The sequence below is a fragment of the Synechococcus sp. RedBA-s genome (assembly GCF_024345495.1).
Lineage (GTDB): Bacteria > Cyanobacteriota > Cyanobacteriia > PCC-6307 > Cyanobiaceae > Regnicoccus_A.
In genome coordinates this window covers 20,017-45,104 of the sequence record NZ_JAGQBF010000016.1, presented here as the reverse complement: position 1 = coordinate 45,104, position 25,088 = coordinate 20,017, and the positions used below count along the sequence as shown (strand labels likewise).

The following is a 25,088-nucleotide window of genomic DNA, read 5'->3' as shown; positions in this document are numbered from 1 at the left end:
GATCCTCAGTGGCTGGGCTGCCAGTCGTCGGGAGGTTCGGGTTTGCTGGTTTCGGCCAGGGAGGGGAAGGTGCTGCGGGTAAGCGCCAGTACCTCCTGGCGCACCGTGGCGCGGAAGCTGGCGGCAGCTTCGGCATCGAGCACCGGATAACTCAGAGGATTCTCAGCGGCTTCGGAGCGCAGGGATTTCCAGCTGGGCGTGCCGCTCTGGCGGATGGCCTCAAGGGCGGCGGGGAAATCAAAGGACAGGGTTTCGCCGCTGACGGCGGCGGCTTCGATCCAGCGCTCCCGGGCGGGGATCAGGGCCTTGGCCTTGAGCGTGTCTGGCAGGCCCAGCACCGGTTGGTAGTAGGCCAGGGCACGCAGTTCTTCCTCCAGCACGATCGGCCAGGCACCGATGCGGCCGTTTTCCAGGCCCGTCTCGACGGGGCTGCTGCGCATGGCCTCCAGCTGGGCACTGAGCCAGCGGTAGTGGGATTTCTCCTGGATCGTCTTGCGCCCTCCACCCTTGCCATGGGCGGACCGTTTGGGCAGGGCCGCCTCGGCCTGACGCAGGAAGACGCGTTCCGCCAGCTCCAGGTTGATCGCACCCCAGCGCTGGCGGTACTCCCAGAGTTCCTCGTACTTGCTGAGGTCCTCGGCTGACCAGCCCAGAGCCTTCAGTTCCTCGACCCGGTTGTCACTGCCCTTCAGCACCCGCTGATCTGTCGCACTGGGGGAAGAGTACGTGCCGTGGGCTCAAGGCCTGAGCAGATCCAGGCTCTCCAGCAGCGCCCTGTGCCGGGAAACGGGAACAAAGCCATGGGCGGCCATCGCTCCGCTGACCGCCACCGGCGGCACGCCGATGCCGGGGAACACCCCCGCCCCACAGAGACTGAGCCCCTCAATCGGCGTGGATCCGGAGGGGAAGGTCCCCTGCCCTGCCCCCAGGGCCGGGCCGTAGCTGCCCTGATGCACCCGCAGGAAGCGTTGGTGGCTGCGGGGGGTGCCGTGGAGTTCGATCACCACGCGCTCCTCCAGATCGGGAATGATGTCGCCGAGCACCTGGCGGAAGAGTGCACAGCGTTCGCGCTTGAGCTGCTCGTAGGCCTCCGTTCCAGGCTCCAGGTCTTGCCACAGCTCCCAGGGTTCGTTGGCCGGGGTGTAGCCATGCAGCACGTGCTGACCCTGGGGGGCCAGGGAGGGATCCAGCAGCGATGGCATCGAGAGCACCAGCATGTTGCGCTCGGCGCCGATCCCCCGCTCCCAGTCGCCCACCCAGACGTGGTGGACCGGCAGATCCTGCAGTCCCTCGCCACGCAGGCCCATGTGCAGGTGCAGGAAGCTGGCGCAGGCCGGAGTGGCGGCTCGCTGCTGGCGCCAGCGGCTGTGGCCAGATCCAGGGGGCAGCAGGGCGAGGGTGTCCCAGGGGCTGGCGTTGCTCACCACCCCGCGCCGGGCGCGGATCAGCTGGCCATCACCCAGGCGCACCCCCCGGGCAGCACCCCCCTCCAGGATGACCTCGGCCACGGGGCAGCTGGTGTGCAGGGCTCCGCCGTGGCGCTCCAGGCCCCGCACCAGGGCGGCCACCACAGCGGGGCTGCCGCCGAAGGGGTACTCCAGGCAGGCGCCGGGGTCGAACCAGTCGGCGAACAGGGTCGCCATGGCGGCGGCGCTGGTCTGATCCATCGGCAAGCCCGAGATCAGGAAACAGAGCAGGTCCACCCAATGCAGCAGGAAGGGATCACGCAGGTGGCGGCGTGCCATCGGCCCGAAGGCGCCCCCCAGGGCGGCCAGCTGCGGGGCTAGCCGGGCCAGCCGGGCGGAGCGGCGCACTCCCAGCACGGCGGCCATGCCCAGACCCGGGCGCAGGGCCAGCAGTGGCAAGGCCAGGGCGGCTTGGCTGTAGGGCTGGAGCCAGGTCATGAAGGCGCTCCATTCCTCGGCTGCTGCCATCCCCCTCAGCTCACGGACCGCGGCGATGAAGGGCTCGGGCCCCACACCGATTCGCAGGGAACCCTCCGGCAGCAGCAGCCCCCAGTCGTGATACGTGGCGACGGGCACGCTCTCGCCGAGGGCGCGCAGCACCTGGGAGAGGGGGTTGCTGCTGGGCCAGCGGCCCAGACCGCTCCAGAGCGAAGGCCCCGATTCGAACTGGAAGCCGCGCCTCTCGAAACCATGGGCGGCCCCGCCGGCGCGGTCATGGGCTTCGAGCACCACCACATCGAGTCCGTGCAGGGCGGCCAGGCCGGCACAGCTGAGCCCGCCAAGGCCGCTGCCGATCACGACCAGATCACAGCTGGAGGAGGGGGCGGACACGTAAGAGCTGATGGGATCTGCTCTTGATGATGGCGAGCCCGCAGGCCCGGGGAGGCTTGCAATGATCCGCAACAATGTGTTACATTAGTTTCATCGAAACGGAGACCCCCATGGCTCAAGCCACCGCCACCGCTCCCAGCGCGGCTCCTGTGACCTCCAGCGAGCGCGCCACAATCCGCGGTGCCACCGTCACCACAGAAGATGGCGGCCGCCTCAATGCCTTCGCCACCGAGCCCCGCATGGAAGTGGTGAGCCCCGAGAGTGGCTGGGGTTTCCATGACCGCGCCGAGAAGCTGAACGGCCGCATGGCCATGCTTGGCTTCATTGCCCTCCTGGCCACTGAATTTGCCCTGGGCGGCGAGGCCTTCACCCGCGGCCTACTCGGCATCGGTTGATCTACGCCTGGCTCAGCGAATGCTGAGCCCCTCCGTTGCTATGCGCTTGTTTGCTGTTCTGCTGGCCGCCCTGCTTCTGGGCGGTTTTTTGGTGTCTCCCGCCTGGGCCGCTCCGCCGGAGCGTTACCTCTGCGCCGGAGATCCCATGCTGGCCGAAGTTCATGCCGGTGCCGTTGATGCGCCGGGCATCCCCAACACCAGTGCCGGCACTGCTCCGGGTGCTTTCTTAGTGCTGCGTTGGCGCGATCTGAGCTTGCAGCTGCCGCGCACCAACACCAATGGCGCTCCCAGCTACTCCGACGGCAAGTGGTACTGGTCTGCCGCCGATCCCGAGCGACCCCAGTTCAGCTTGCTGGTGGGCTCCCGGGATGAGTTTCCCTGCAGTCGCTGAGGTCCGTTGTTCAGCCCAGCCGCCAGTCCCCTAACTGGGACAGGGCAGCTTCTGCCGCATTGAGCTCCCGCTCCGTGTCGAGCCAGTCCTCGTTGCCCAGCGGCAGGTTCTGAATCTGGCCTTGCAGCCGCATTTGGAGGTCCAGAAGGCGGCTGCGCAGCGCCTGGATTCTGGAGCGCTTCAGCCAGATCGCCTGGCCAGTGAAGGAACAGTGCTCCATCGGTGCTGAGCGGTGGGTGAGTGGGAAACGGGGACCGCGGCCACGAGGGGCTTTGCCCCAGCCGGTCCAACGGGCCCTGTGACGGCACCAAGGTTGGCACAAGCACCACAGTCTGATCGAAGCTCCTTAAGATTTTCTTCACAGGAGAATCCCATGCCGATCGCCAACACCGATCTGCTCGACTCGTTGACGTGGCGCTATGCCACCAAGCAGTTCGACATTGAGCGCAAGATCCCCACCGAAACATGGGAGGCCCTTGAGCAGGCCCTGGTGCTGACCCCCTCGTCCTATGGCCTGCAGCCCTGGACATTCCTGGTCATCGACGATCCGGCACTGCGCAAGGAGTTGCGGCCGTTCTCCTGGAACCAGGCCCAGATCACTGAGGCTTCCCAACTGGTGGTGTTCCTGACACGGCGCCAGATCGAGGACAGTGATCTCGACCGCCTGATCACCGCCACCGCCGCCGCCCGCGCTCTTGAACCGGAGTCGTTGGCCGGCTACCGCGAGCTGATGCACAAGGACCTGGTGGTGGGTCACCGCAGCGCCCAGATCGATGCCTGGTCGAGCAATCAGACGTACATTGCCCTGGGCAATTTCATGACGACAGCGGCCCTGCTCGGGGTCGACACCTGCCCGATTGAAGGCTTTTCACCGCCCGATTACGACCGCCTGCTCGCCCTCGACGGCACCCCCTACCGCAGTTGTGTGGTCTGCGCCGCCGGCTATCGCAGCGCCAAAGACAAGTACGCCAGTCTCGAGAAGGTGCGATACCCCCTGAAGGAACTGATCGAGCACCGCTGACTTTCAAGGCGGAGCTTGCGTTAGGGGCGTCAGCCGAAGCGGTCGCTGAAGCGGTTCACCAGGGCGTTCATCGCCAGCAGCAGCAGCCCCACCCCCACGAACACCACCCCCTTCAGGCCCATGTCGGCCCGGGCCAGGTCGATCACCAGCAGCCGCAGCAGGCAGAGCCCCAGTCCTGCCAGAGCCAAATGGCGCAGGGGGTTGTTGCGCAACCAGGCCCCCAGGCAGAACACCAGGAACGCTTGGGCTGACCAGAGCAGCGTCAGCAGGCCGGCATCGAAGCGCCAGTAGATCGCCAGGGCCAGCCCCACCAGCATCGGCAGATCAATGGCCGCGAGTCGCTGACCCTCCAGCCGCTGCAGCAGGGCCGTGGGACCAGCCAGAACTCCTGGGGCATCGATGGCCTCCCGGGGCGTCTGCCGGTGTTGCCACACCACGAAAGCGATCTGCAGCAGCACTCCCAGCCCGATCAGCAGCTGATCGCCTGTGCCCCACTCGCCGCCGTTGAGGCGCAGGCCGCGCAGGGCGAGTACCTGCTGCAGCAGGCCGAGCCAGCTGATCGGCAGTGCATAGAGCCTTCCCCGTGGCTGGAAGAAGCGGCTGCCGTAGCGGCTGATCAGCAGCAGGGCCAGAGCGGCCCAGGCCAGGGTCCGCGCGGCAGGGGAGAACTCCCAGAGCAGGATCAAGTTGAGATTCAGCAGAACCGCTTCCAGCAAGTAGGGGCGAAGGCGCCTCCAGCCGGGGTCGTTGCTCAGTGGCTGTTGGTGGCTGATTCGCCACCAGCGCAGCAGCACCGCCAGGCCCAGCCCTTCCAGTGGCCATCTCCAGAGCATCAGCCCGAGCTGCGCCGTGGAGGGCAGCACCCAGACGGGCCAGACCACCAGCACCGCCAGCAGATACCCCGCTCCCACCAGCAGCAGGGTCCGTGCCGTTCGTGCCGAGGTCCGTGCTGCCAGATCCGCCAGGGGCAGCGCCAGCAGCAACCAGGCCGTGGCAGGCAGCAGCGACGAGAGCGGAGCAAGCAGCAGCTGGGCGGCCAGCCCCAGATCCATCGCCAGCAGCACGATGGCGGCCTGGCGCTCCCGCCCCCCGGCCCCGGCCTGCAGCAACAGCCCCGCCAGCAGCAGCAGCGGCAACAAACGCAAGCTCACGGGTCCGGCCGGCCAGGGGGCTGCCAGCAGCAGGTTCAGCCAGGCCAGCCCATGCACCACCAGGCCAGCGGCCTGGGCGCCCACCAGCACTCCCGGTGCCCGTACCCGCTTCGCCACCACCACCATCGTGCCCAGCGCCGCCAGCGCCAGCCACTCCATCCAACCGCCCGCCAGGGCCTGCACCGCCGCACTGACCACCAGCCCAGCGCTGAGCCAGCCCAGGCTGGGCCTGGCTCGGGCCTGGGGCTTTTCTGGAGCAGCCCTGGCCAGATCCACGCCGCTGGCTGCCGCTGCCCCCGCCCCCAGCAGCAGGGTGATGGCGTTCTGGCTGCTGCTGGGTCCGATCGCTGGGATCAGGCCCACCAGCGCCAGCAGCACTCCGAAGCCCAGGCTCAGTCCCCAGCTGATCCGTGGCCACCAGCTCTCGCCACCGGCAGAGGAGATGCGGAGGAACACCAGGCAGGCCAGCAGCACCGCCAGCAGCAGCACCAGCCCGTTGGCCATCAGCGGTCCGAGGCTGAAGAGCGCGCTGATCACCAGCAACTGGGCGATCAACTGCTCGGCCCGCTGCAACCAGGCCTCGCCGCGGCGGCCCGCGCGCCGGGCCAGACCAAGGGCCAGAAGGGCCGCCAGGCCGCAGCCCAGGGCCCGGCCCAGCGGGTTGGCGGGATAGGCCAGCAGGGCCAGCGCCAGGGCCAGCCAGTTTGTGAGCAGGGCCAGCAGCGGCAGCACCTTCAAGGCGGGCCTGGCCCGCTGCCCGTGCACCACCAGCACACCGGCGCCGAACACCACCACGGCAGCGGCCAGCCCAACGGGGCGCAGGCCCTCGTTGCGGAAGGGCAGATCGGTCTGCAGAAACCAGAACCAGTGCTGCAGCGCCGCAGCTCCACTCACGAGCAGGAGTTCCCCATCCCAACGACGGCGCTGGGCCAGGCCGAGGCCGATCAGGACGATGGCGCTGGCGATTGCCAGGGCCATCGCCGAGGGGGGCACAATCGCCAGGGGCACCAGCGAGACCACCAGGTGTGCGGCTGCCAGGGCCTGACGCCGTGATCGCCAGGCCAGCAGAAGGTTCAGGCCGATGCCCAGCAGCAGAATCGCCAGGGCGGGCAGAGGTTGATCAATCCACTGCAACCCCAGTCCGGGCAATCCCCCTGCAGCGGCGCAGGCCAGCAGGACGATGGCCCCGGCGGCGCTGCGGATCCACTCGGAGAGTTCCTGCCAGCTGGGCCGGCGGGCCAGCCAGAGGGAGAGCCCCGCCAGGGCCGCCGCCGCCAGCAGGGTGAGCAGGAACCGCTGGGCGGGCTCCAGCCGATAGGCGCTGTGCAGCAGCAGAAAGGTGACCCCGGCCACCACCGCCGCGGCCCCTAGCCGTCCGGTCCAGTTCTCGATGCCCTGCTCCAGCCTCTTGGCCAAAGAGCGTCCCTGAGGGGCCGGCTCCGAAGATGGGGGCGGAGCGGAGGCTGCTGGTGAAGCCAGCGGCGGCAGCCTCGGCGGCCTCACGCCGGCTGAGCCGACACCAGTCTCAGCTCGCTGCCGCGCCTCCAATTCCCGAAGCTGCGCCGGCTCGGTCTGATCCAGCCGCTCCAACCGCTCGGTCTGACCAAGACCCTCGAGCCCCTCCAGTCTCTCCAGCCGCGCCTCGACCCTCTCCAGCCGCTGCAGCAGCGCCTCCGCCATGGCCCCGCTGGAGCTCCCCCGCCGGCTTCGGTTCAGTAGCCAGCCCAGGCCCAGCACCGCCAACACCAGCAGCAGGACGGTGAACCCGATCAGGGCGAGCAGCGCCAGCACTAACTCCATCACGGCCCTTCGGGCGGGATTCCAGCTCTGAACCTGAGGGATGAAAGGGGCGCCGGACCGCCAGGGTCACAAGGGTTCACAGCCCCCGGTTCCGCCTTTGCCTGGCAGGCCTACCGGCTCGGCCAGCTGGAGCGCCGCTCCGACCGCACCGCCCTGCCCTGCCCTACGGCATCAACACCGTAAGCCTGTTCGCCGATGTGTTCCTGGTGATGGCGGCGGTGTTCGCTGCGGCGGCCTGGGCGCAACGGTGCTCCCTCCCTGGCGTCCGCTCAGTCGGTGACGCTCCACCACGCTGATGCTCCAGAGAGCCCGGGGCGGATCTACAGCGGAGATAGATCCCCTGGAGGGCCCCATGTTCCTGAAGTACCGTCCTGACGGCAGCTTGGTGGAGGTGCTCGACGTCAAGCAATTGATGGACCCCTTCGCCGCTTGCCTGAGCGGGCGCTTCCACGCTGGCGAGGAGATGCAGGATCCACAGTCGTTCACCAAGACTGACCTGGTGTTCCCCTCGGATGAAGCGATGCCCCGCTGCTGGCTCGACCCGGCCTACCACCAGGGCTGAATGCCTCGCACGCTGTTGATCAGTGGCGCCAGCCGCGGCATCGGCCGGGCGATCGCCACGCGCCTTGCGGCTGAGGGCCACCGCCTGAGCCTGGGGGTGCGCTCCCCCCAGGAGGTGGCGGGCACGCCATTGGAGGCCTCGGCGCCTTTGCTTCTGCACCCCTATGAGGCCACCGAGCCGGCCAGCGCCGAGGCCTGGGTTGCGGCCACGGCCGAGCGTTTTGGCGCGATCGATGGTCTGATCCACTGCGCTGGAGTGTTCTCCCGCGCCGGGCTGCTGTTCAGCGCGACAGAAGCAGCGGAGCCGGAGCGGCTCTGGACCGTGAACCTGATGGGTCCCTGGTGGCTGACGCGGGCGGCCTGGCCCTGGCTGGTCCGCAGCGGCCAGGGCCGGATCATCACACTCGTCTCGATGAGCGGAAAGCGCGTGAGAGGGGGGCTGGCGGCCTATGCCACCAGCAAATTCGCCCTGATGGCCCTCTGCGACTGCATGCGCCAGGAGGGCTGGGAGGCGGGCATCCGGGTCACGGCCATCTGCCCGAGCTGGGTGAACACCGAGATGGCGGCGGCAGTTGAGGCCATCCCGCCCCAGGAGATGACCCAGCCGGAGGATCTGGCCGCCCAGGTGAGCCTGCTGCTGGACCTGCCGACCACTGCGGTGCCCTTCGAGCTGGCCATCAGTTGTCAGCGAGAGCGTTGAGGACCCCTATGGGAACGACGCTGCGCAAGGATGCGGTCCTCGAACGCAGCGGCGGAGATGGCTCGTCTGATCATCGTGCTCAAACCCCGGGGGCCGGCGGCGGGCCATGAGTTGATCCCCAAGCTGATGCCTGCACTGCAGCGCCTGAATGCCGAATTGGAGCACCAGGGCCCGGCCCACCTCAGCGGCGTGATGCGCCTCCCCCCCCAGGGCTTGGTGGTTCAGATCTTTGCCGATGTGCAGCCCCAGGCCGATGGCCCCGAGCTGGATGTGGTGCTCATGAGCTCCGAGACGATGATCAAAGGGGCACCCCAGACCCAGACGGCCTTTGCCGAGCTGATTTCCCTGCTGCCCGACCACGCCGGCGACCTGGAGCTGATCTTCCGCTCCGACCGCGACGGCCCCGTGCCCAGGCAGGGACCGCGCCCGCTGGCCACCCAGGCCTGAGTTTCCATGGCCAGGCCCGTGCTGGTGATCGCCAGCGGCAACCACCACAAGATCCAGGAGATGGAGGCGATGCTGGCCTCACTGGATCTGCTGGTGATCCCTCAGCCCGAGGGACTGGAGGTGGAGGAAACCGGCAGCACCTTCGCTGAGAACGCCCGCTTGAAAGCCGAAACCGTGGCCCGCATTACCGGTCGCTGGGCCCTGGCCGATGATTCGGGCCTGGCGGTTGATGCCCTCGGAGGTGCTCCGGGGGTGTATTCAGCCCGCTACGCCAAGGGTGATGAGCAGCGCATGGCACGTCTGCTGCGGGAGCTGGGGGACACCCCCTACCGCAGCGCAGCCCTGATCAGCGCCGTGGCCCTGGCTGACCCCAGCGGCAGCACCGTCCTGGAGGCGGAGGGAATCTGCCGGGGGGAGATCCTGCGTCAGCCCGTGAAGGCCCCCGGCTACGGCTACAACCGTCTGCTGCACGTGCGCGAGGCCGGCTGCACCCTCGCCGAGATGCCCCCCCATCAGCTGGAGAAGCTCGGCAGCCGCGCCAAGGCCCTGCGCACCCTGGCGTCTGATCTGCCCAGGGCCCTGGGTCTGAACGGCAACAGCCGGCCCTTCAGCGGTTGATGATCTCGATCGCGCGCATGGCGGCGGCGGCGGCCTCGTCGATGTCGCCCTCCCGGCCCGCCAGGGTCAGGCGCCCGTAGGCGCCCACGGCTTTGACATCCACCACAGTGATGTTCGACGACTTCTCGGCCTCGTTGGCGGCGATCAGCACGTAGCCGGCGGGTTCGGTCTCAAGGATGAACATGCTCATGCCGGCCTGGATCATCGAGCCGCGCCGGTTCTGGCGGTTGATCAGCACCGCATGGTCGGGGGTGATCGCCCGGATGATCTCGTCCCAGGTCACCTCGCAACGACCGCGCTGCTCCACCGTGGTGCCCATCGCGTCCACCACCGCCTGGCCGGAGAGCAGCACGCTGCTCTGATCCCGGTGATAGAGGGCCAGTGACCCGAAGGCCCGCTCCACCACCTTCTGGCCAAGGCGCACGGTGCTGGCCTTGAGGGCGATGTCGGTGAGGCGGTGCACGGCCATGCCGGGAGCCACCTCCAGCCAGAGGCAGGCATCACCTGGAATGGGCAGGAAGCCCTGGGACACCGTGCCCATATAGGCCGCCAACTGGGGCTGCAGCGAGTCGAGAAAGACGAAGGCGCGCAGCTCAATGCCCTGGCGCGGTTGTACTGCCGGGCTATGACTGCCGGTGAGACGAACTTGACGACCTCGGCCTGAATCGTTCGGCGGGCGGGAATCCATCCGTGACGAACGGGGCATCAACGAGACCTGAGGGATGGGTGCTGCAACGGCCTAAATGAGTGGGCCGAATCCCCAGGGGACTGGGTTCTCAAGGAAGCAAGTGGATCCTACCCTTCGGGCCCTTTCCATTTCCTGCTCCTGAACCGCTGCCCCCTTGCGCGCCCGGGATCAGCCGATACCTTCACTTCAAGACCCCTGAGAATCAGCGCCGTGGCTTCGAAATCCAGCAGCACGGTGAACTCCGCCAGCACCACCACCAACACGGTGAACCCCGCCTCCAGTGTCAAGTCAGCCGGCAGCGTTCGCAGCGAGGCGCAGAGCTCTTTCTCCGAGTGGATCAGCGGCGCGATCGAGCAGGGCGTCAAGCCTGAGCAGGCTCTGGCCGTGGTGGGGCTGGGCCTGATGCGCGGCATGGCCAGCACGGGCGTTGAACTGCCTCTGCTCGACCTCGAGGCCGAAGCGGAAGGCTCCGCCACGGTGTTGACCCTGAAGGGTCGCCTGGAGGTGATCTCCCTGGCGGTCGAGACAGGGGCACCCCTCTCTACCCAGGAGGTGACCCTGCTGCTGGGGGCCCGCCCCGGCACCGCCGTGGTGCGCCGGGCCGGCATCACCGCCCAGCGCCTCAGCCGCAATGTCTGGCAGCTCAGCCGCGCCAGTGACGAGCGCTCCGCCCCCTCGGTGGGCTTCAGCGACGGCTTCCGTCGCCGCCTTTGAGGGCGACTCCGGAAAGCCCCCGCGTGTCCACCGGGGGCTTTCCTGTGGCTATCAGAATGCAGGGGCTGAGCTCCGCCGCGATGTCGACCGCGCCCCTGTTTCATCTGGCCTTTCCCGTCGTCGACCTGGAGGCCACCGAGCACTGGTACGTGCAGGGGCTGGGCTGCCGGCGCGGTCGTCGCAGTGCCGAGGCCCTGGTGCTGGAGCTGGGCGGCCATCAGCTGGTGGCCCATCTCGAGCCCGGCGGGCCCCAGCACCAGACGGGCATCTACCCCCGTCATTTCGGCCTGGTGTTCGCCAGCGCCGAGGAGCTCATGGCCCTCGAGCAGAGGGCCCGCGCCCGGGGCCTGAGACTGGGGGGGGCGCCGCGCCTGCGTTTTGCCGGCACTGCCCTGGAGCACCGCAGTCTGTTTCTGATCGATCCCTCGGGCAACTGGCTGGAGTTCAAGCACTACAGCACCCCCGAGGCGATCACCGGTCTGGAGGATCACCAAGTGGTGGGCGAACGCCGGGGAGATCGCCCCTCAGGCGGTGATTAGAAATCCACCAGCGCGTAGATCGACATCCTGGCAATGCCTACCTGTTGGGCCACGGGATTGGGACCGGCCGGGAAGGCCACCACGGAAAATTGATAGACATCGGCGCTGGAGGGGTTGCTCCAAGGCCGCAGCGCCACCGTCACGGTCTGCCCCGGAGCGGGCGGCAAGGGGAAGGTGATGCGAAATAGCCGGCTGGCGTCGTCGAAGCTGGCCTGGACTGGTACCGGCGGGCCTTCCCGCCTGGGCTGGCCCAGGAAAGAGCGGGTGCGGGAGTCGTCGAAGGAGAAGCGCCAGTCTGCTCCCGAGATCTGACGGATCTCCAGTGCCCCCAGCCCCGCACCGGCCTCCTCGGGCATCTCGATCGTGACGTAATACTCGCCGCCGCGATCAAAGACAGTGGAGGAATAGGTGCGCCAGTGGAGCTTCCAGGGGGCACGCAGGAACTGGGTCTGGCCGGCCAGGTCATCCCCCCTGGCCGCAGCAGGTGCCGCAAGGCCCATACCTGTGACCATCAGGCTCAGGCCAATGGCCAGGGGCGCGAGGAGTCGTGCGCTCTTGAGGCGACTGTGAGTCATGGCGGGTCGACGGCGGAAGGCGGCTCGATCCAGCGCTTCTCCCAGCGTGATAGCAGCTTCGGCAGCACCAGGATCACCACCACCAGCACCAACGCCCCCAGGCCGAACTCGACCACACCCCGCAGCATCCGCTCCAGAGGGATCCAGCGACCCCCCAGCCAGGCCAGGGTGACCATGGAGCTGGCCCAGAGCATCGCCCCCAGCAGGTTGCACACGACGAAGCGGCGGTAAGGCATCGCCACGGCGCCTGCCATGGGTCCTGCCAACACCCTCAGCACCGCCACGAAGCGTCCGAGCAGCACCGAGAGCTCCGCATGGCGCAGGAACCGTTGACGGAGCTTCTCGAGTTGCTCAGGTTTCTGGCCCAGCATGGCGCCAGCGCGCTGCACCAGGCCCCAGCCGGCCCGACGCCCCACCAGATAGCCCAGGTTGTCGCCCAGGACGGCTCCCCCAGTGGCGGCTGCGATCACGCCCAGCAGGTTGAGCTGACCGCTGCCGGCGGCGTAGCCCCCCAGCAGGGTGAGCGTTTCCCCCGGCAGGGGCAGCCCGGCATTCTCCAGCAGCATCCCGAGGAACACCACCAGGTATCCCCACTGGGCCAAGAGATTCTGCAGCTGCTCCAGGCTGATCAGGTCGATCCATGGTGCACTCATGGGGTGATCGCTGCCGGGGCGCGATCGTGCCCAAGGAATGGCCTGGGGTCCTGGTCGCGGCGATGCTGCCGAGGCAGAACCGACAACGCATCCTTCGGTCCCTCTGCCGCCGCGATTGTGGCCCCCAGGGCCTGGCGCAGCCGCCGGGCAGCATGCAGCGGCATGTCCCGGGGCACGCTGATGCGATCGCGCAGGTAGCGCAGGCCCGCCGCGGAGCCCGCCGGCGGCATGGGCAGGGACAAGCCCACCAGGGCGGTGAGGGCGCAGCGCAGGGCCCGATCAAAGCGCTCCGGGACATCGGGGTTGACCGCCGCGATCGCCTGGCGATGCTTCAGCACCCGCTCCAGGGCCACCAGGGCCGAGCCCTCCGGCTCCGGCTGGGAGGTTTCCGGATCAGGGCTGGCCATGGGCCAGGGCCCTTCATCCACGCGCCGCAGGGCGGCCTGTTGCTCCGGCGTGATCCAGGCGTGGCAGCCACCCATCTGGGGCGGGAGGTCGTGGGAGTGGGTGTGGAAGTCGCTCTGGGTGGCCAGGTAGGTGGTGCGGGTTTCCATCGCCGCGAACCAGGCCGCGATGGCGGGGTGCCGGCAGCGCAGGTTATAGCCCTTGTAATAGAAGAGGCTGGCGTTCATGCGCTCGATGTAGGGGGTGATCACCACATCGGCGCTGCTGAAGCTCTCCAGCAGGTAAGGGCCCGGAGTGGAGCGCAGGGCCTCCTCCACCGAAGCGGCCACCCGATCGAACTGGGCGGCAGCCCGCTCCTCCTGGGCAGGGCTCAGCCCTGGGCTGCACAGCCATTGACACCAGGCGCGGAACAGAACCCGCTCCAGCTGGCGCAGGGGCAGCACCGCCGCATCGGTCATGCCCGAGGCCAGGGGGCCGAAGGCTCTCTCCAGGGCCAGCAGGATGTCGTCGCTCTCCGTGATCAGGCGGCCATCGAGCTGCAGGGCCGGCAGCATGCCGGAGGGCACCAGCTGGCGGAACCAGCGCTCCTTCTCGCCGTAGCAGAACATCGTGATCTTGCGGATCCGGTAGGGGATCCGCTTCTCCTCCAGCCACAGCCACACCTTCTGGCAGTAGGGGCACCAGGCGTGGTGGTCGCGGAAGAGGGTGACCCTCACCTGCGCTTCGGTGGCCCCGAAGAGGCGCAACAGGGCCTGGGCGCTGGCCGGCCCGTTGACCCGCTCGGGTTCAGCCGGCGCCAGGGCGGCCAGTTTTTCCCAGCTCAGCGGTTCAGTCGCCTCAGGTGCTGGGGCGTTCCCCATCTGCTCAGTCACACCAGCCAACGCGCATCAACCCGATCCTGAAAGGCTAGGAGCCCAGAGAGGATCCTTCGCGCTGCAGTGGCTCTGATCCCTAGCGTCTACCTTGAGCGCATCATCTTCATGTTCGACGCCTTCACCAAGGTTGTGGCTCAGGCTGATGCCCGCGGCGAATTCCTCAGCTCTGCCCAGATCGATGCCCTGGCGTCGGTCGTCGCAGACAGCAACAAGCGGATGGACTCCGTCAACCGCATCACCTCCAACGCCTCCAAGATCGTCACCAACGCTGCCCGTGATCTGTTCGATCAGCAGCCGGCCCTGATCGCCCCCGGCGGCAACGCCTACACCCATCGCCGCATGGCTGCCTGCCTGCGCGACATGGAGATCATCCTCCGCTACGTCACCTACGCCGTCTTCACCGGCGATGCTTCCGTCCTGGAAGATCGCTGCCTCAACGGCCTGCGTGAAACCTATCTCGCCCTCGGCGTCCCAGGCGCTTCCGTGGCTGAAGGGGTCCGCAAGATGAAGGACGCCGCCATGGCCCTCGTCAACGATCTCAACGGCATCACCCCCGGTGACTGCTCCGCCCTCGCTTCCGAGATCGGCACCTACTTCGACCGCGCTGCCGCCGCTGTCGGCTGAGCCCATACCCACAATCCTGCGCGAAAAGCGCGAAACTCAAATGGCACCGGCGGGCGAAGGGCTGTCGCAACAGCCCCAGCAGCACGGGAACGGTGCAGTAAAAAGCCCCGGACAACCGGGGCCTTTCCACGGCCTGGCTCATAACTGGGCCGTCCAATGGCCTGAGCTCGGTCACATCCGGCCACAGCTGTGGCCACCGGGAACACACCACAGCCACAGGTGGGCGGCATCGTTGGTCCGTGCTTGATCTCCATCGCCGCCACCGATCCCCCCGTCCGCCCTGGTGGCTGATCGCCGGGGTTCTCATGACCCTCTGCCTGAGCGGATCGGGCTGGCTCAGCTGGCAGCATCCCCAGCGCCCCTCGCACCAGGCCGCCCATGCCGATGACGCCGTTCTCCACCAGCCAACCGCCTTAGGTTGATCCCCTGCCGCACCTCCCCCCTTGAGCGTTCTGCGTACCCTGATCACGGCCAGCGCGGCGGTATTGCTGGCCGCCAGCGCGGCCTTCGCCGCTCCAGCCGCTTCCCTGCTCAAGGGACTGAAGTTGCCTGTCCCCAGCGGCCTGCCCAGCCTGTTCGCCGCCAACGCCTTGGGCCAGATCAGCCTCAACGGCCAGCTGGGCGGCACGCCCGAGGGCCTGCTTGCCAAGCTGCGCGCTTCGCTCAGCAGCCAGGGCTACAGGGAGCGTACGGTCAACACGGTTTCAGGTCCGTGGGGCTTGAATCTGGTCTTCGACCCTCCGACTGGCACCAGCGTCGATGGCACCCCGGCCGGCAAAACCTCTGTGCTGGTGCTGCAGGCCACGGCGCTGGGACCGGGCACGCTCAACCTCAACGTGCGCTACGAAGCTCTCTGATGGGTCCCTTAGGCTGAAAGTCCTCTGCTGGAACGGGTTTGCAGGACGCCCCCTCGATGGAGATGCTGAGCCTGTTCCCCCGCTACGTGCTCAAGGGGCACCTGCCGGACGCTCTGCTCAGCCAGCTCATCACCCTGGCGGGCCAGGTGCTGGCCGATCCGGACACCTCTCCTGATGCGTCGGTGAAGCTGGCCGGTCAGCTGGATCAGCAGCGGGAGCTGGCTCCCCAGCACCCGGCCGTGACCAGCCTGGCCAGCACGGTGATCCTGCCGGGCTGTGACCACTGGATTCGCCATGTGATCGAGCGGCAGCCCCCCCAGGGCCGTGGTCCCTGGATTCCCGGGCGCTACGGCCTGCAGCTGGTGGATGTCTGGCTCAATGCTCAGCGCGCCGGTGACTACAACCCGGTCCACACCCATGGAGGTAGCTTCTCCGGGGTGGTGTTCCTGAAGGTGCCCCCCCAGATCCGTCCTGACAGCTTCGATGGCCAGCTCTGCTTCCACGGACCGGAGGAGTGGCACATCCAGAGCTTCCACACCGGCATGGTGCACTACGCCCATCCGGTGCCTGGTGACTTCTATGTGTTCCCCGCCTGGCAACCCCATTCGGTGCCACCGTTCCGAGGCGAGGGGGAGCGCTGGTCGCTGGCCTTCAACGTGATCGCCGTGCCGCAGCCGGCTGGGCTGCGCCCCCCCGGTGCCCCGGTCAACGTCATTCCCAACGTCACTCCCAGCGCCAGCGTGAACCTCTCCCTCTCCAGCCGTCGCCCCAAGCCCGGGGGCTTTTCCTGAGGGCGATTGGCACGCTGGTCAGGTCTTGCAGCGACCACAACGACTTGCATGGGGCATCGGACTCCTCGCAGCGGACGGTGGCCGCTGGCCCTGTCACTGGATTTTGTGCTGGCGTAATTGGTGCCTCTGGGTATCACCTCCAGAGAGATGGAGCTGAAGTGCCAACCATTCCATCAGCCAACTCGGCCTGTTCTTGTTGATCGAGACCCTGCAGCGGGCCTCGTATAGCTTCCCAGAAATCTGTCAGCAAAGCCTCTGGAGCTATTCCAGGGTTCGTGTCGGTCACCGCGGTTGAGTTGAATAACTTGAACTGATCGATCAGCTGGACCTCAATTTGATCCTGCGGATCTACCGCCAGAAGGATGCCCTGCACACGCAGCGCCCGTTTTTCAACAGCTCCAGGAGCAGGGGGCCGACTTCCTCCTGACCGTCAACGGGAACCAGAAGACCCTGCATCGCCAGATCCGATGCCAGGTCCAGGGGAAACGCCACATCCCTGTTGAGGCAGGTGTTTTCGAGGAAGGTCATCGTCGTGTCATCACCTGGACGCTCCGCGCCAAACAGGCACCGGAGCACATCCGCGAGGCCTGGAGCGGCACCAGCTGGATCGTGAAAGTGATCGCCGTCGGCACCCGCGGCGGCAAGACCTTCCGGCAGTCCCATTTCGTCCTCACCAGCTTCCGCACCACCCCAGAAGCCCTGCTGCGACAGGTGCGCGACCGCTGGAGCATTGAGGGCTGGCACTGGATCCGTGACACCCCGCTGCATGAGGACACCCATCGCTACCGGGGTAATGGTGCTGGCGCAGCGACAGCCGGAGCCAAGCTCGAGCTAAGACTTTGAATCAGTCCTGGATCTGCCCCCCGCACCTGCCTGCTGGAGAGCATCGCCCTGAAGCTGACCCTAGGGGACACGCTGCATTGCCGCGTGGATCTGATACGCCGCCGCAATCTCAAACCAACCGCTCTGGCCTCTACTGAGCGGGATGCGATTCCCCTGTGATGGAGCTAAGGGACCATCATTCCTTGAGCGACATCCTGACCGCAATCCGACGGTTTCAAGGCTTTCCCATCCCCGATCGCGAAGCGTTTCTGGCAAGCGACGTTCTCCAGGACGCTGTGGTACGCAATCTCGAGATCATTGGAGAAGCCACCAAGCGGCTGAGCGACACCTGCCGCCAGCAACATCCGCTGATCCCTGTCGGGAGATGGCAGGGATGCGGGATGTGTTGATTCAAGCCTATGACCGAGTGCGCCTGGAGGAGGGATGGATCACCTTGAGTGAGCAACTGCCTGCGCTTCTGGCACAGGTCGAGCCGGTGCTCAACGAGTGATCAGGCTCTCCCTGATTGTGGCATTTCCGTCATGGACCTGACATATTTTCCTCTTCCCAGTTCGGCTGTGGGGAATGGGGACCATCACCTAGTGTCTGTTCAGTTTCCTTGGCTAACTTCAAAACGCCCATGGCCAATGGAGTTGCCATACGTTTCATCTGGCTTTGGGCCCTGCGAAGTAGTATTGACTTGCTGGCTTGATTTCTCTTGGAGTAGTGAGGCCTCATGGATAGCGCGACGTCGGATCTCAAGAATATGACCTATTTCACGGGCAAAGCTGGGCTGGCGATCGATCATCTGGTTGACCACTTGAGCAGATATTTTCATCACTTCAAGGTCATAAAGTGCCGTTATCGTGACGGAGCTAGGATCGCCCGAGAACAAGGCCATCTCACCGAAGAACTCACCAGATCGCAATGAGAGTACCTCCCGATCCAGGTTATGGGTATCGGAGGTGGACATCACTGCTTGGCCTGAAACAATGATGTAAAGTGCATTCCCAGAATGGCCTTGACGCACCACTTTCTCCCCAGCGGCAAAATGCTGAAGGGAGATACCCATGGAAGGAGCCTGCATCATTTCCTGCTCCTTGTTGAGCGGCACGTAGGACGGTAGAGCCTGCAAGCTTTCTGCGAACTTCTTGGAAATCCCCTTCTGCTGAGACGATGGGCCATTGAAGTGGTAGAGAGTACGAATCGGAAAAGGGATTGAAAGATTACTCCGCTTGGCGGCATACCATACTCTGGTCATAAATCGCTCACGGATATTTTCAATGTCGGCATAGTCTCGGATGAAAAACTTAACCTCGTATGTAACCGCTGAATCGGAGTAATCGAGTGTAAAGACACTGGGCTCCGGATCGGTCAGGACTCCCTTAGTTTCCAAGGCGGTGCTCTTAAGCACTTGTCGAGCGAGATTTGGGGGATCATTATAGGAGAAACCAAGCTTGATACGCTCAGCATGTATTGGAGTTGGCTGCGTGAAGTTACGGATAATTTCACTACTGATCAGCTTGTGGGGGATCACAACCATCTCTTGTTCAAGGGTCAGCAGGCGCACGGCACGCCAGTTGATATCGATCACCTGACCCACCACCCCATTCACCTCAAGCCAGTCACCTACGAAAAATGGCCTCTCGAACAGAAGCGCTATACCCGACATCACACTTCCCAGTGTGTCTTGAAGCGCCAAACCGATAACGATCGAGCTCACACCTAACGCCGTCACCAGCCCGGCTAAATCAGCATCCCAGACAGTGGCCAGAACGAAGGCTGTGCCGAGAAGAATCAAAAACAGACGGGCAAGATCTACTAACAACTTGGGGACTCTAGATCTCCATGTATCAGCTTCTGCTTTCTCAAAGAGAGTCAAGTTGAGCAGAGAGAGTGCTGCGTGAATAATGCAGATCCAGAGGACTGTCTCTCCGCCCTTGAAGATGCGGGTGCTGGTACTGAGACCGAGAACATGCTGCAGAAACAACAACCCAATGAAAATGGGAATAATCAAGTTGCGCAGCAGCCTCAATATTTCAGCCAAGCCTTCTCCATGCCGACGTAGTCGGTGAATCGCTTCGCCGAGCAGAACAGATACCAGCGGGAAGCCCACTGCCAGTATAGACGCCCAAAGAATGAAGTTGTTCGTGTTCATCAGGAGCGCTCGCCAGGCTCGGTTGCCACAGGCATCACGGTGCCATTCAGCCACCAGGCACTGAGTGTGATTGGCTCATGATCAGGAACCTTGTCGAGTTTTTCGAAGGGATAAAGATCTTCGAGGCGATGATGCACAGTCTGCGAAACAAGAATTGAACCTGGTGGACATGCATCCTTTAGCGCGACAGCGAGATTCATGGTTTTCCCCCAGACGTCATAAACCACCTTGCTCTTGCCAACGATGCCAACTGCGATGTCGCCGGAGTCGATGCCAATTTTTAAATCAAGGTGAAAACTACGCTCTAGATTAAAGCGGCGGATCACACCAAACATCTCGACACCACAGTCTACAGCTCGCCTGTCATGATCGAGATACGGGGTGGATAAGCCACAAACTGCCAGGTAACGATCGCCAATCGTCTTGATCTTTTCGATACCATGACTGAGTGCAATATCATCGAATGATGAAACTAGATCATTGAGGATTGCAACTGATTCGAAAGCACTTAGGGATGCGGCCAGCTCTGAAAATCCTGTGACTTGCATATACAACACTGCTACATTAGAAATATCTTCGGCGATTTGCTTCTCGCCGAGCTGTAGGCGACGGGATATGGCTGCCGGAAATACGCTCAGGAGAAGGCGCTCATTTTCCTGGCTCTTTTGTTCGACCAGTACTCGCTGGGATCGCAAGCTGTGCAGCATCGAATTGAACGAACGACCGAGTTCACCAAACTCATCTCCGGTTTCCAGGGTGGGGATCGACTCCAGCTCGCCAGTTGATACCTTGCGGGCACTACTGATCAGAGCATTGATCGGTTTCACGAAGAAGTGTGCGAGACACATCGCCACCAACGTAGTGAGCAGGATCAAGAGTGTTGCCGAAATCAGTATCTGGCGCTGAAAAGAGTGGATTGGTGCATAGGCCTCGTCCAGGTCCATCTCGGCAAGAATTACCCAATCCAGATCCTTAATCTTGAGTGGAGCGAATGAGCTAAGAACGGGTATATTTCGATAGTCCTTAATTACTTCTGTACCCTTTCGTCGAGACAGAGCCTGGTTGACTCCCTGTGTATTAACCCGCAACTGAAGGATTGTGGTATCAAATCGCTGAATTCTTTTTATTATATCTTCATTGATGTTCAGCGAACGAAGATTAGCAAAAAAAGCCTTAGGATCTTCGATCAAGAACCTTGAAATTGACCGCATCAGCTGGTCATTCCCGACCAAGTAGGTTTCACCAGAGTTGCCGAGACCATCTTCCTTCCAGTTACGATTACCTGTCATCACATTGTTGATTTCGTTCACCGGCATCTGAAACGCCAGGATTCCTATCAGCTCAGATCCTCTATAGATAGGCGCAGCGATGAATGCAGCGGGGGCATCATAGGATGGTGCATAGGGCGCAAAGTCTACGAGCCTGGTGTACTTCTGCTCCTTTGAATCCATCACTGTTCGCACAAGATTCGCGAGGTTTGTGGCTTTATAGGGTCCGCTTAAAAGATTGCTAGCAAAGTCAGTTTCTTTGAAGACAGTGTAGACGATTGTTCCTTCTGGATTGATCAGAAACATGTCATAATATCCGAATCGCTCGATTATGTTACGGAAGATTGGATGGTAAGTAGCATGTACCTTCGAATAGGCGCTGCTGTCAGAAGCTTTGTAGAGAAGTTGCTTCTTGCCAACTGGATTGGAATTGGCAGCAATGTATTGAAACTGAAGATATTGGGAAGCTGGCGGCTTAAGTAGATAAGACTGCAGAATCGGTGTTCCCGAGCGGCCCTGCATGAGACGCGGCAGGAAGTTCTGAGCGTAGTAGTCTGATAGCTTCCGGTCTGCTTCCTTTGATAATGAGGTTTCGTCCAACTGCTTGTATGCCGCAGAAAACTCTTGAACTGCAGATATTATCGACGGATCTTCACTGAGGGTCTGAGTATGATTTCGAATGGTGTTAAAATAGGACTCAATCTGGTGCGCCTTAGAGGCCCTAACACTGGTCAGTTGATTGGATACACGGCTAGTGAGATTGTCTTTGCCGCTCCGATAGCCAAGTGCGGCGGTTACAAAGATTGAAAATCCGCTGACAGCGAGCAACATCAAGATTAGCTTTGACTTGATGCTCAAATGGCTCAGTAAGTACATTGATCAGCGGGCTTAATGCAAGGAAGAATGTTAAAACTTTATCGAGGCAGTGCGATGGCCTCAGGGGAACATCATAGAAGTCCGAGAGACACAAAACTGTAGTAATAGCGTCACCTCCCTGGCTTGGCAGTCTGAGTTGTTGGCATAGCTGCGATCACAAGGCAGTGACAGGGCAGCCTTTAAGTCAGACCTCGCAGGAGCGCCCTGGAGTCATTATTGAGAGAAATGAACAGAAAATGGAGGCGCAGCTTGCGTGAAAAAGCTCCGGCTGGATCCCCCCGGGTTCAGGAAAGATGTCACCCCTCTCATCAGTACACCCGAGGGCTTGAGGACATGACTAATGCGTCGTCACAGCGAGGCCGTCAAGGCTGATGTGAGGAGGCGGATGAGCCCGCCGCAGAGGCGATGAAAGTAGCCTTGTTGGATGTCAACCCAATGCCGCTTAGCGATGAACCATGTGTGCCTTGCCGAGATGGTGCCCTAGGCTTGAAGCAGAGGAACTGGCCTCCTTGCAGGCTGAGCTGCCGGGTTGGGAGGTGATTGAAGGCCACCACCTCCACAAGCACCTCAGCTTCCCCGACTTCTGTGCGGCATTGGCTTGGCTGAATCATGCCGGCGCCATCTGTGAAGACCAGGGCCACCACGGCGACTTTCGGGTGGGTTGGGGCTACGTGGAGATTGACATCCATACCCACAAAGCCGATGGCCTGACGCGAGCCGATGCCGTCATGTTCGAACGTGTTGGCGTTGACCAGAGCGGCTGGGATCAAAGTGAGTCCTGCCTTGTAGCCCGCCTTGGACCGCCCACTGCTCCTACGCGCCACGGAGCTCAAGCGTCAGTTGGGGGATCGACTCCTCTGGAGCCAGCTCGATCTGGAGCTGGCCGCCGGTGAGCGCCTGGGGCTGGTGGCGCCCTCGGGGGCGGGCAAGACCTTGTTACTGCGCGCCCTGGCCATGCTCGATCCTCTTCAGGACGGGACGATCAGCCTGCAGGGGCGCACGCCAACATCCTGGGGTTTACCCCGCTGGCGCTCGATGGTGCTTTATCTCAGCCAGGGGCCCGTCGCCCATGGGGGCACGGTGGAGGCGAACCTGCGCTCGCCTTGGACATTCCAGGAGTTGCGCGGGCGTGGGGGCTGGCGGCGCGAGCGGATCAAGGAATGGTTGGCAGCCCTGGGGCGCGATCCATCGTTCCTGGCCTACGACGCCGAGCGGCTCTCTGGCGGCGAGCTGCAGCTGATGGCGCTGCTGCGGGCCCTGCAATTCGATCCCACCGTGCTGCTGCTGGATGAACCCACCGCCTCCCTCGATGGGGCCACCTCTGCCGCGCTCGAGACCCTGCTGATCGAGTGGCTCGCTGCAGGCCAGCGCGCCGCGATGTTCACCAGCCACGACAGCGAGCAGATTCAACGCTTCGCCACCCGCACCCTGGAGCTCCGCCCATGACCCCCTTAAGTTCCGGAGCCCTGACGATCAGCGATGGCCGCCTGGCGCTTTCCGCCCTGCTGATCCTGGTGAACGTCGGGCTTTCGGTGGCGCTGCGCCTGGGCCTGGCCCGCAGCCTGCTGGTGGCCTCCCTGCGCATGGTGGTGCAGCTGCTGCTGGTGGGCTACGTGCTCGAGTGGCTGTTCCGCCAAGACAATGCGCCGCTGATCGTGCTGGTGGGGGCGGCGATGGCCATGATTGCAGGGGTTTCGGCCGTTCAGCGCACCCGGCGCCGCTTCGTTGGCATCTACCTCAATAGCCTGCTGGCGGTGATGGCCTCCTCCGCGCTGGTGACTGGCCTGGCGGTGACAGGGCTGATCCAGCCCCAGCCCTGGTATGACCCCCAATATCTGATCCCCCTGCTCGGGATGGTGCTGGGCAACACGCTCAACGGCATCTCCCTGGGGCTCGATCGCTTCATGGAGGGGTTGCGCACCGGGCGCGATCGGGTGGAAACAGCCCTGGCCCTGGGAGCGACCCGCTGGGAGGCCTGCCAGGAGGTGGTGCGTGACGCCATCCGCGTGGCGATGATCCCGACGATCAACTCGATGATGGTGATGGGACTGGTGAGCCTGCCGGGGATGATGACCGGCCAGATCCTCCAGGGGGCGGCGCCGGAGGCGGCCGTTCGCTACCAGATCGTGATCCTGTTCATGATCGCTTCGGCGACGGCGCTGGGGGTGTTCGGAGTCGTTGGCCTGGCCTACAGGCGGCTCACCAGCGCCGACCATCAACTACGGCTCGATCGTTTGCTTAACGTCGGCGGGTAGGGCCTTACGGCCTTGGCGGCGGGGTGGACGGGGTGGGGTTCGTCATCGGTGGGGCGTCTGATGGCCCTGGGGAGAGCCGGTGAGCACTTATCGACGGAGCCTCGACTGCCCCGGCTCGTGATCCATGTCACCCTGCAGTATCAGCCGGTAGGGGTATCGATTTGCAGCATCCCCATCATCTCCAGATTCTCGTGATCGAGGTTGTGGAAGTGATAAAAAGTACGCCCCAGAAAATCCCGGAACGTCACCCGGATTCGCACCTCCTCGCCCGCCTTCATCAGCACCATGTCCTTCCAGCGGCGCTGGGCTTCGGGGCGGCCATCACGGCTGATCACCTGGAAGGGATTGATGTGCAGATGGACGGGGTGATCCATCACGTCGTCGTTGACGATCAGCCAGTCTTCCGTGCTTCCGAGGGCAACTCAGGTGTCGATGCGATCGGGATCGAAGGGCTGGCCATTGATAACGAGGCCCATGCCGGCTTCAGCTGTGACGGCGGCGCTTGCGCTGGCGAAATCCTTGAGCACCAGCACGGCTTCACTGGCAGCCGCTACTTCAGAAATTCGGTTGAGATCACCGCGCACCAGCAGGGTGCCGCCGAGAACTGTGAACACCTGATCGGCCATGTGGCCGTGGTGATGGGGGTGCGCGAAAAAGAGGCCGGCCGGATGGTCGGCAGTGAGCTTGAAGGCGTAGGTGGTGGACCCGCCGGGCGGGACGCACAGGAACACATTGTCGCCTGATCCGGTGGGGGAGATGCGCAGCCCGTGGAAGTGCAGGTTGGTGGGCTCCTTGAGGTCGTTGCGCAGGAGGAGCCGCATCTGATCGCCGGCATTCACCTCCAGCAGAGGGCCGGGCGAGCGGCCGTTGTAGGTGAGCATCGTGGCGGGGCCACCGGGAAGCAGGCCCCGCGTGGCACGGGCCACCAGCTCCAGATCAGCCGCGCCGCCGCGGGAGGCCAGCCGCGCCGCACCCAAGCCGGCGAGCCCCAGGCCCAGCACCTGCCGGAGCTTGAGGGGAGAGGTCACGGGAAGATCTCAAGGGAAGTGGCTTGAAAAAGCATTGGTGCGTCCGGTGGGTGAGAAGGCGAGAACGCTGAAAGCCTCTGTTGCTTTGGCCGATTCCATCCCAGGAGAACCCAACACCATTCCCGGTACGGCAAGGCCCACCACCGGGAGGCGACTGCGAAGCAGCCTCTTGACATCAGCGGCAGGAACATGTCCCTCGAGGACATAACTAGCCACCTGGGCGGAATGACAGGAAGCCAGGCGACTGGGGACTCCCAGTCGACGCTTGACACTGTCGGAATCGGTGATGACGAGATCACGCACCTGGAAGCCTTTGTCGCGCATGTGCTGGATCCAGCCCTTGCAGCTCCCACAACTGGCTGATCGATACGAGGTGATCGGCACCGGGGCGGTGGCCGCCGCCACTGGCAGGGGTGAGCCGACTCCTGTGGTGACAGCCGTGAGCGCGCTGATTCCGGCAAGCCAGCCAAAGAGGGGGGAAGACCGAAAGAAGTGATCGGTATCCATGGAATGACGACAGGGCTTGCTCTTAACCTAAGGTCTCCAGTCAGAAGGAGAGTCAAGCCCTGGAGGACCGGC

28 protein-coding genes and 2 pseudogenes are annotated in these 25,088 nt (G+C 64.1%); 17 read left to right on the top strand and 13 right to left on the bottom strand.

Annotated elements, in window-relative coordinates:
• Positions 1 to 5 precede the first annotated feature (5 nt).
• Positions 6 to 695 carry a hypothetical protein gene (locus KBY67_RS08400; protein WP_255110581.1) on the bottom strand — a complete coding sequence of 230 codons (690 nt, stop codon included), beginning with the start codon at positions 693 to 695 and terminating at the stop codon, positions 6 to 8.
• Between the two features lie 42 nt (positions 696 to 737).
• On the bottom strand, positions 738 to 2,297 hold the full coding sequence (locus KBY67_RS08395; RefSeq protein WP_255110580.1) for an NAD(P)/FAD-dependent oxidoreductase: 1,560 nt from the start codon (positions 2,295 to 2,297) through the stop codon (positions 738 to 740).
• Positions 2,298 to 2,407: 110 nt separating this feature from the next.
• Here KBY67_RS08395 and KBY67_RS08390 point away from each other — a divergent pair, with 110 nt between their 5' ends.
• Together KBY67_RS08390 and KBY67_RS08385 are read left to right on the top strand one after the other, a co-directional pair.
• A complete protein-coding gene (locus KBY67_RS08390; RefSeq protein ID WP_255110579.1) occupies positions 2,408 to 2,692 on the top strand; it encodes a high light inducible protein in 285 nt (94 codons plus the stop codon).
• Between the two features lie 40 nt (positions 2,693 to 2,732).
• Positions 2,733 to 3,083 carry a hypothetical protein gene (locus KBY67_RS08385; protein WP_255110578.1) on the top strand — a complete coding sequence of 117 codons (351 nt, stop codon included), beginning with the start codon at positions 2,733 to 2,735 and terminating at the stop codon, positions 3,081 to 3,083.
• A 10-nt stretch (positions 3,084 to 3,093) separates the two neighbouring features.
• Here the strand turns inward: KBY67_RS08385 and KBY67_RS08380 are convergent, their stop codons facing one another.
• Complete coding sequence (locus tag KBY67_RS08380; RefSeq protein WP_255110577.1) at positions 3,094 to 3,303, bottom strand: hypothetical protein; 210 nt, start codon at positions 3,301 to 3,303, stop codon at positions 3,094 to 3,096.
• Positions 3,304 to 3,456: 153 nt separating this feature from the next.
• Here KBY67_RS08380 and KBY67_RS08375 point away from each other — a divergent pair, with 153 nt between their 5' ends.
• Positions 3,457 to 4,104 (top strand): NAD(P)H-dependent oxidoreductase, encoded by a 648-nt coding sequence (locus KBY67_RS08375; protein ID WP_255110576.1) that lies wholly within the window; start codon positions 3,457 to 3,459, stop codon positions 4,102 to 4,104.
• A 29-nt stretch (positions 4,105 to 4,133) separates the two neighbouring features.
• On the opposite strand, the gene KBY67_RS08370 is transcribed toward KBY67_RS08375, so the two are convergent.
• The gene (locus KBY67_RS08370; RefSeq protein ID WP_255110575.1) at positions 4,134 to 7,055 is read right to left on the bottom strand and encodes a hypothetical protein; all 2,922 of its coding nucleotides are present in this window, start codon (positions 7,053 to 7,055) and stop codon (positions 4,134 to 4,136) included.
• A gap of 352 nt (positions 7,056 to 7,407) precedes the next feature.
• On the opposite strand from KBY67_RS08370, the gene KBY67_RS08365 reads away from it, so the two are divergent.
• From KBY67_RS08365 to rdgB, 4 genes are read left to right on the top strand one after another with little or no spacing between them, the layout of a single operon-like run.
• Complete coding sequence (locus KBY67_RS08365) at positions 7,408 to 7,617, top strand: acetyltransferase (protein ID WP_255110574.1); 210 nt, start codon at positions 7,408 to 7,410, stop codon at positions 7,615 to 7,617.
• Entirely contained in the window at positions 7,618 to 8,316 is a 699-nt protein-coding gene (locus KBY67_RS08360) for an SDR family NAD(P)-dependent oxidoreductase (protein ID WP_255110573.1), read from the top strand.
• Between the two features lie 57 nt (positions 8,317 to 8,373).
• Positions 8,374 to 8,763 carry a hypothetical protein gene (locus KBY67_RS08355; RefSeq protein ID WP_255110572.1) on the top strand — a complete coding sequence of 130 codons (390 nt, stop codon included), beginning with the start codon at positions 8,374 to 8,376 and terminating at the stop codon, positions 8,761 to 8,763.
• A gap of 6 nt (positions 8,764 to 8,769) precedes the next feature.
• Entirely contained in the window at positions 8,770 to 9,381 is a 612-nt protein-coding gene (gene rdgB / locus KBY67_RS08350; RefSeq protein ID WP_255110571.1) for an RdgB/HAM1 family non-canonical purine NTP pyrophosphatase, read from the top strand.
• Here rdgB and KBY67_RS08345 read toward each other — a convergent pair.
• On the bottom strand, positions 9,371 to 10,069 hold the full coding sequence (locus KBY67_RS08345; protein WP_255110570.1) for a BMC domain-containing protein: 699 nt from the start codon (positions 10,067 to 10,069) through the stop codon (positions 9,371 to 9,373). The two genes, rdgB and KBY67_RS08345, sit on opposite strands and share 11 nt — an antisense overlap.
• Positions 10,070 to 10,279: 210 nt before the next feature.
• On the opposite strand from KBY67_RS08345, the gene KBY67_RS08340 reads away from it, so the two are divergent.
• Positions 10,280 to 10,783 carry a hypothetical protein gene (locus KBY67_RS08340; RefSeq protein ID WP_255110569.1) on the top strand — a complete coding sequence of 168 codons (504 nt, stop codon included), beginning with the start codon at positions 10,280 to 10,282 and terminating at the stop codon, positions 10,781 to 10,783.
• Positions 10,784 to 10,863: 80 nt separating this feature from the next.
• The gene (locus KBY67_RS08335; RefSeq protein ID WP_255110568.1) at positions 10,864 to 11,322 is read left to right on the top strand and encodes a VOC family protein; all 459 of its coding nucleotides are present in this window, start codon (positions 10,864 to 10,866) and stop codon (positions 11,320 to 11,322) included.
• On the opposite strand, the gene KBY67_RS08330 is transcribed toward KBY67_RS08335, so the two are convergent.
• The 3 genes from KBY67_RS08330 to KBY67_RS08320 are packed head-to-tail and all read right to left on the bottom strand — an operon-like array spanning position 11,319 to position 13,815.
• Positions 11,319 to 11,897, bottom strand: coding sequence for a DUF2808 domain-containing protein (locus tag KBY67_RS08330; protein WP_255110567.1), 579 nt, complete (start codon positions 11,895 to 11,897; stop codon positions 11,319 to 11,321). The genes KBY67_RS08335 and KBY67_RS08330 overlap by 4 nt on opposite strands.
• Positions 11,894 to 12,550 carry a DedA family protein gene (locus tag KBY67_RS08325; protein WP_255110566.1) on the bottom strand — a complete coding sequence of 219 codons (657 nt, stop codon included), beginning with the start codon at positions 12,548 to 12,550 and terminating at the stop codon, positions 11,894 to 11,896. Before KBY67_RS08325 ends, KBY67_RS08330 begins: the two co-directional genes overlap by 4 nt.
• Positions 12,547 to 13,815 carry a glutathione S-transferase family protein gene (locus tag KBY67_RS08320; RefSeq protein ID WP_255110565.1) on the bottom strand — a complete coding sequence of 423 codons (1,269 nt, stop codon included), beginning with the start codon at positions 13,813 to 13,815 and terminating at the stop codon, positions 12,547 to 12,549. The genes KBY67_RS08325 and KBY67_RS08320 overlap by 4 nt, the downstream gene beginning before the upstream one ends.
• A 120-nt stretch (positions 13,816 to 13,935) precedes the next feature.
• Between KBY67_RS08320 and KBY67_RS08315 the strand changes: the two genes are divergently transcribed.
• From KBY67_RS08315 to KBY67_RS14945, 5 genes and pseudogenes are all read left to right on the top strand, one after another.
• On the top strand, positions 13,936 to 14,454 hold the full coding sequence (locus KBY67_RS08315; protein ID WP_255110606.1) for a phycocyanin subunit beta: 519 nt from the start codon (positions 13,936 to 13,938) through the stop codon (positions 14,452 to 14,454).
• Positions 14,455 to 14,897: 443 nt separating this feature from the next.
• Positions 14,898 to 15,311 carry a hypothetical protein gene (locus KBY67_RS08310; RefSeq protein ID WP_255110564.1) on the top strand — a complete coding sequence of 138 codons (414 nt, stop codon included), beginning with the start codon at positions 14,898 to 14,900 and terminating at the stop codon, positions 15,309 to 15,311.
• 56 nt (positions 15,312 to 15,367) lie between these two features.
• Positions 15,368 to 16,102 carry a putative 2OG-Fe(II) oxygenase gene (locus tag KBY67_RS08305; protein ID WP_255110605.1) on the top strand — a complete coding sequence of 245 codons (735 nt, stop codon included), beginning with the start codon at positions 15,368 to 15,370 and terminating at the stop codon, positions 16,100 to 16,102.
• Between the two features lie 423 nt (positions 16,103 to 16,525).
• Positions 16,526 to 16,945 carry a transposase gene (locus KBY67_RS08300; protein WP_255110604.1) on the top strand — a complete coding sequence of 140 codons (420 nt, stop codon included), beginning with the start codon at positions 16,526 to 16,528 and terminating at the stop codon, positions 16,943 to 16,945.
• A gap of 158 nt (positions 16,946 to 17,103) precedes the next feature.
• Positions 17,104 to 17,435, top strand: a pseudogene (locus KBY67_RS14945) (DUF86 domain-containing protein).
• A 99-nt stretch (positions 17,436 to 17,534) separates the two neighbouring features.
• On the opposite strand, the gene KBY67_RS08290 reads toward KBY67_RS14945, so the two are convergent.
• Together KBY67_RS08290 and KBY67_RS08285 are read right to left on the bottom strand one after the other, a co-directional pair.
• Entirely contained in the window at positions 17,535 to 19,082 is a 1,548-nt protein-coding gene (locus KBY67_RS08290; RefSeq protein ID WP_255110562.1) for a mechanosensitive ion channel family protein, read from the bottom strand.
• A complete protein-coding gene (locus tag KBY67_RS08285) occupies positions 19,082 to 21,181 on the bottom strand; it encodes an adenylate/guanylate cyclase domain-containing protein (RefSeq protein WP_255110561.1) in 2,100 nt (699 codons plus the stop codon). The genes KBY67_RS08290 and KBY67_RS08285 overlap by 1 nt, the downstream gene beginning before the upstream one ends.
• Positions 21,182 to 21,681: 500 nt before the next feature.
• Between KBY67_RS08285 and KBY67_RS08280 the strand changes: the two genes are divergently transcribed.
• The 3 genes from KBY67_RS08280 to KBY67_RS08270 are packed head-to-tail and all read left to right on the top strand — an operon-like array spanning position 21,682 to position 23,481.
• The gene (locus KBY67_RS08280; RefSeq protein ID WP_255110560.1) at positions 21,682 to 22,119 is read left to right on the top strand and encodes a 4a-hydroxytetrahydrobiopterin dehydratase; all 438 of its coding nucleotides are present in this window, start codon (positions 21,682 to 21,684) and stop codon (positions 22,117 to 22,119) included.
• Positions 22,022 to 22,672, top strand: a complete 651-nt coding sequence (locus KBY67_RS08275) for an ATP-binding cassette domain-containing protein (RefSeq protein WP_255110559.1) — start codon at positions 22,022 to 22,024, stop codon at positions 22,670 to 22,672. The genes KBY67_RS08280 and KBY67_RS08275 overlap by 98 nt, the downstream gene beginning before the upstream one ends.
• Positions 22,669 to 23,481: an ABC transporter permease gene (locus KBY67_RS08270; protein ID WP_255110558.1), complete on the top strand. Its 813-nt coding sequence runs from the start codon at positions 22,669 to 22,671 to the stop codon at positions 23,479 to 23,481. Before KBY67_RS08275 ends, KBY67_RS08270 begins: the two co-directional genes overlap by 4 nt.
• A gap of 140 nt (positions 23,482 to 23,621) precedes the next feature.
• On the opposite strand, the pseudogene KBY67_RS08265 reads toward KBY67_RS08270, so the two are convergent.
• The 3 genes and pseudogenes from KBY67_RS08265 to KBY67_RS08255 all read right to left on the bottom strand — a co-directional run.
• Positions 23,622 to 23,888 (bottom strand): annotated as a pseudogene (locus tag KBY67_RS08265) (multicopper oxidase domain-containing protein); the annotation flags it as partial.
• Positions 23,889 to 23,903: 15 nt separating this feature from the next.
• Positions 23,904 to 24,509, bottom strand: a complete 606-nt coding sequence (locus KBY67_RS08260) for a multicopper oxidase domain-containing protein (RefSeq protein ID WP_255110557.1) — start codon at positions 24,507 to 24,509, stop codon at positions 23,904 to 23,906.
• A gap of 9 nt (positions 24,510 to 24,518) precedes the next feature.
• Entirely contained in the window at positions 24,519 to 25,016 is a 498-nt protein-coding gene (locus KBY67_RS08255) for a DUF411 domain-containing protein (protein WP_255110556.1), read from the bottom strand.
• Positions 25,017 to 25,088 lie beyond the last annotated feature (72 nt).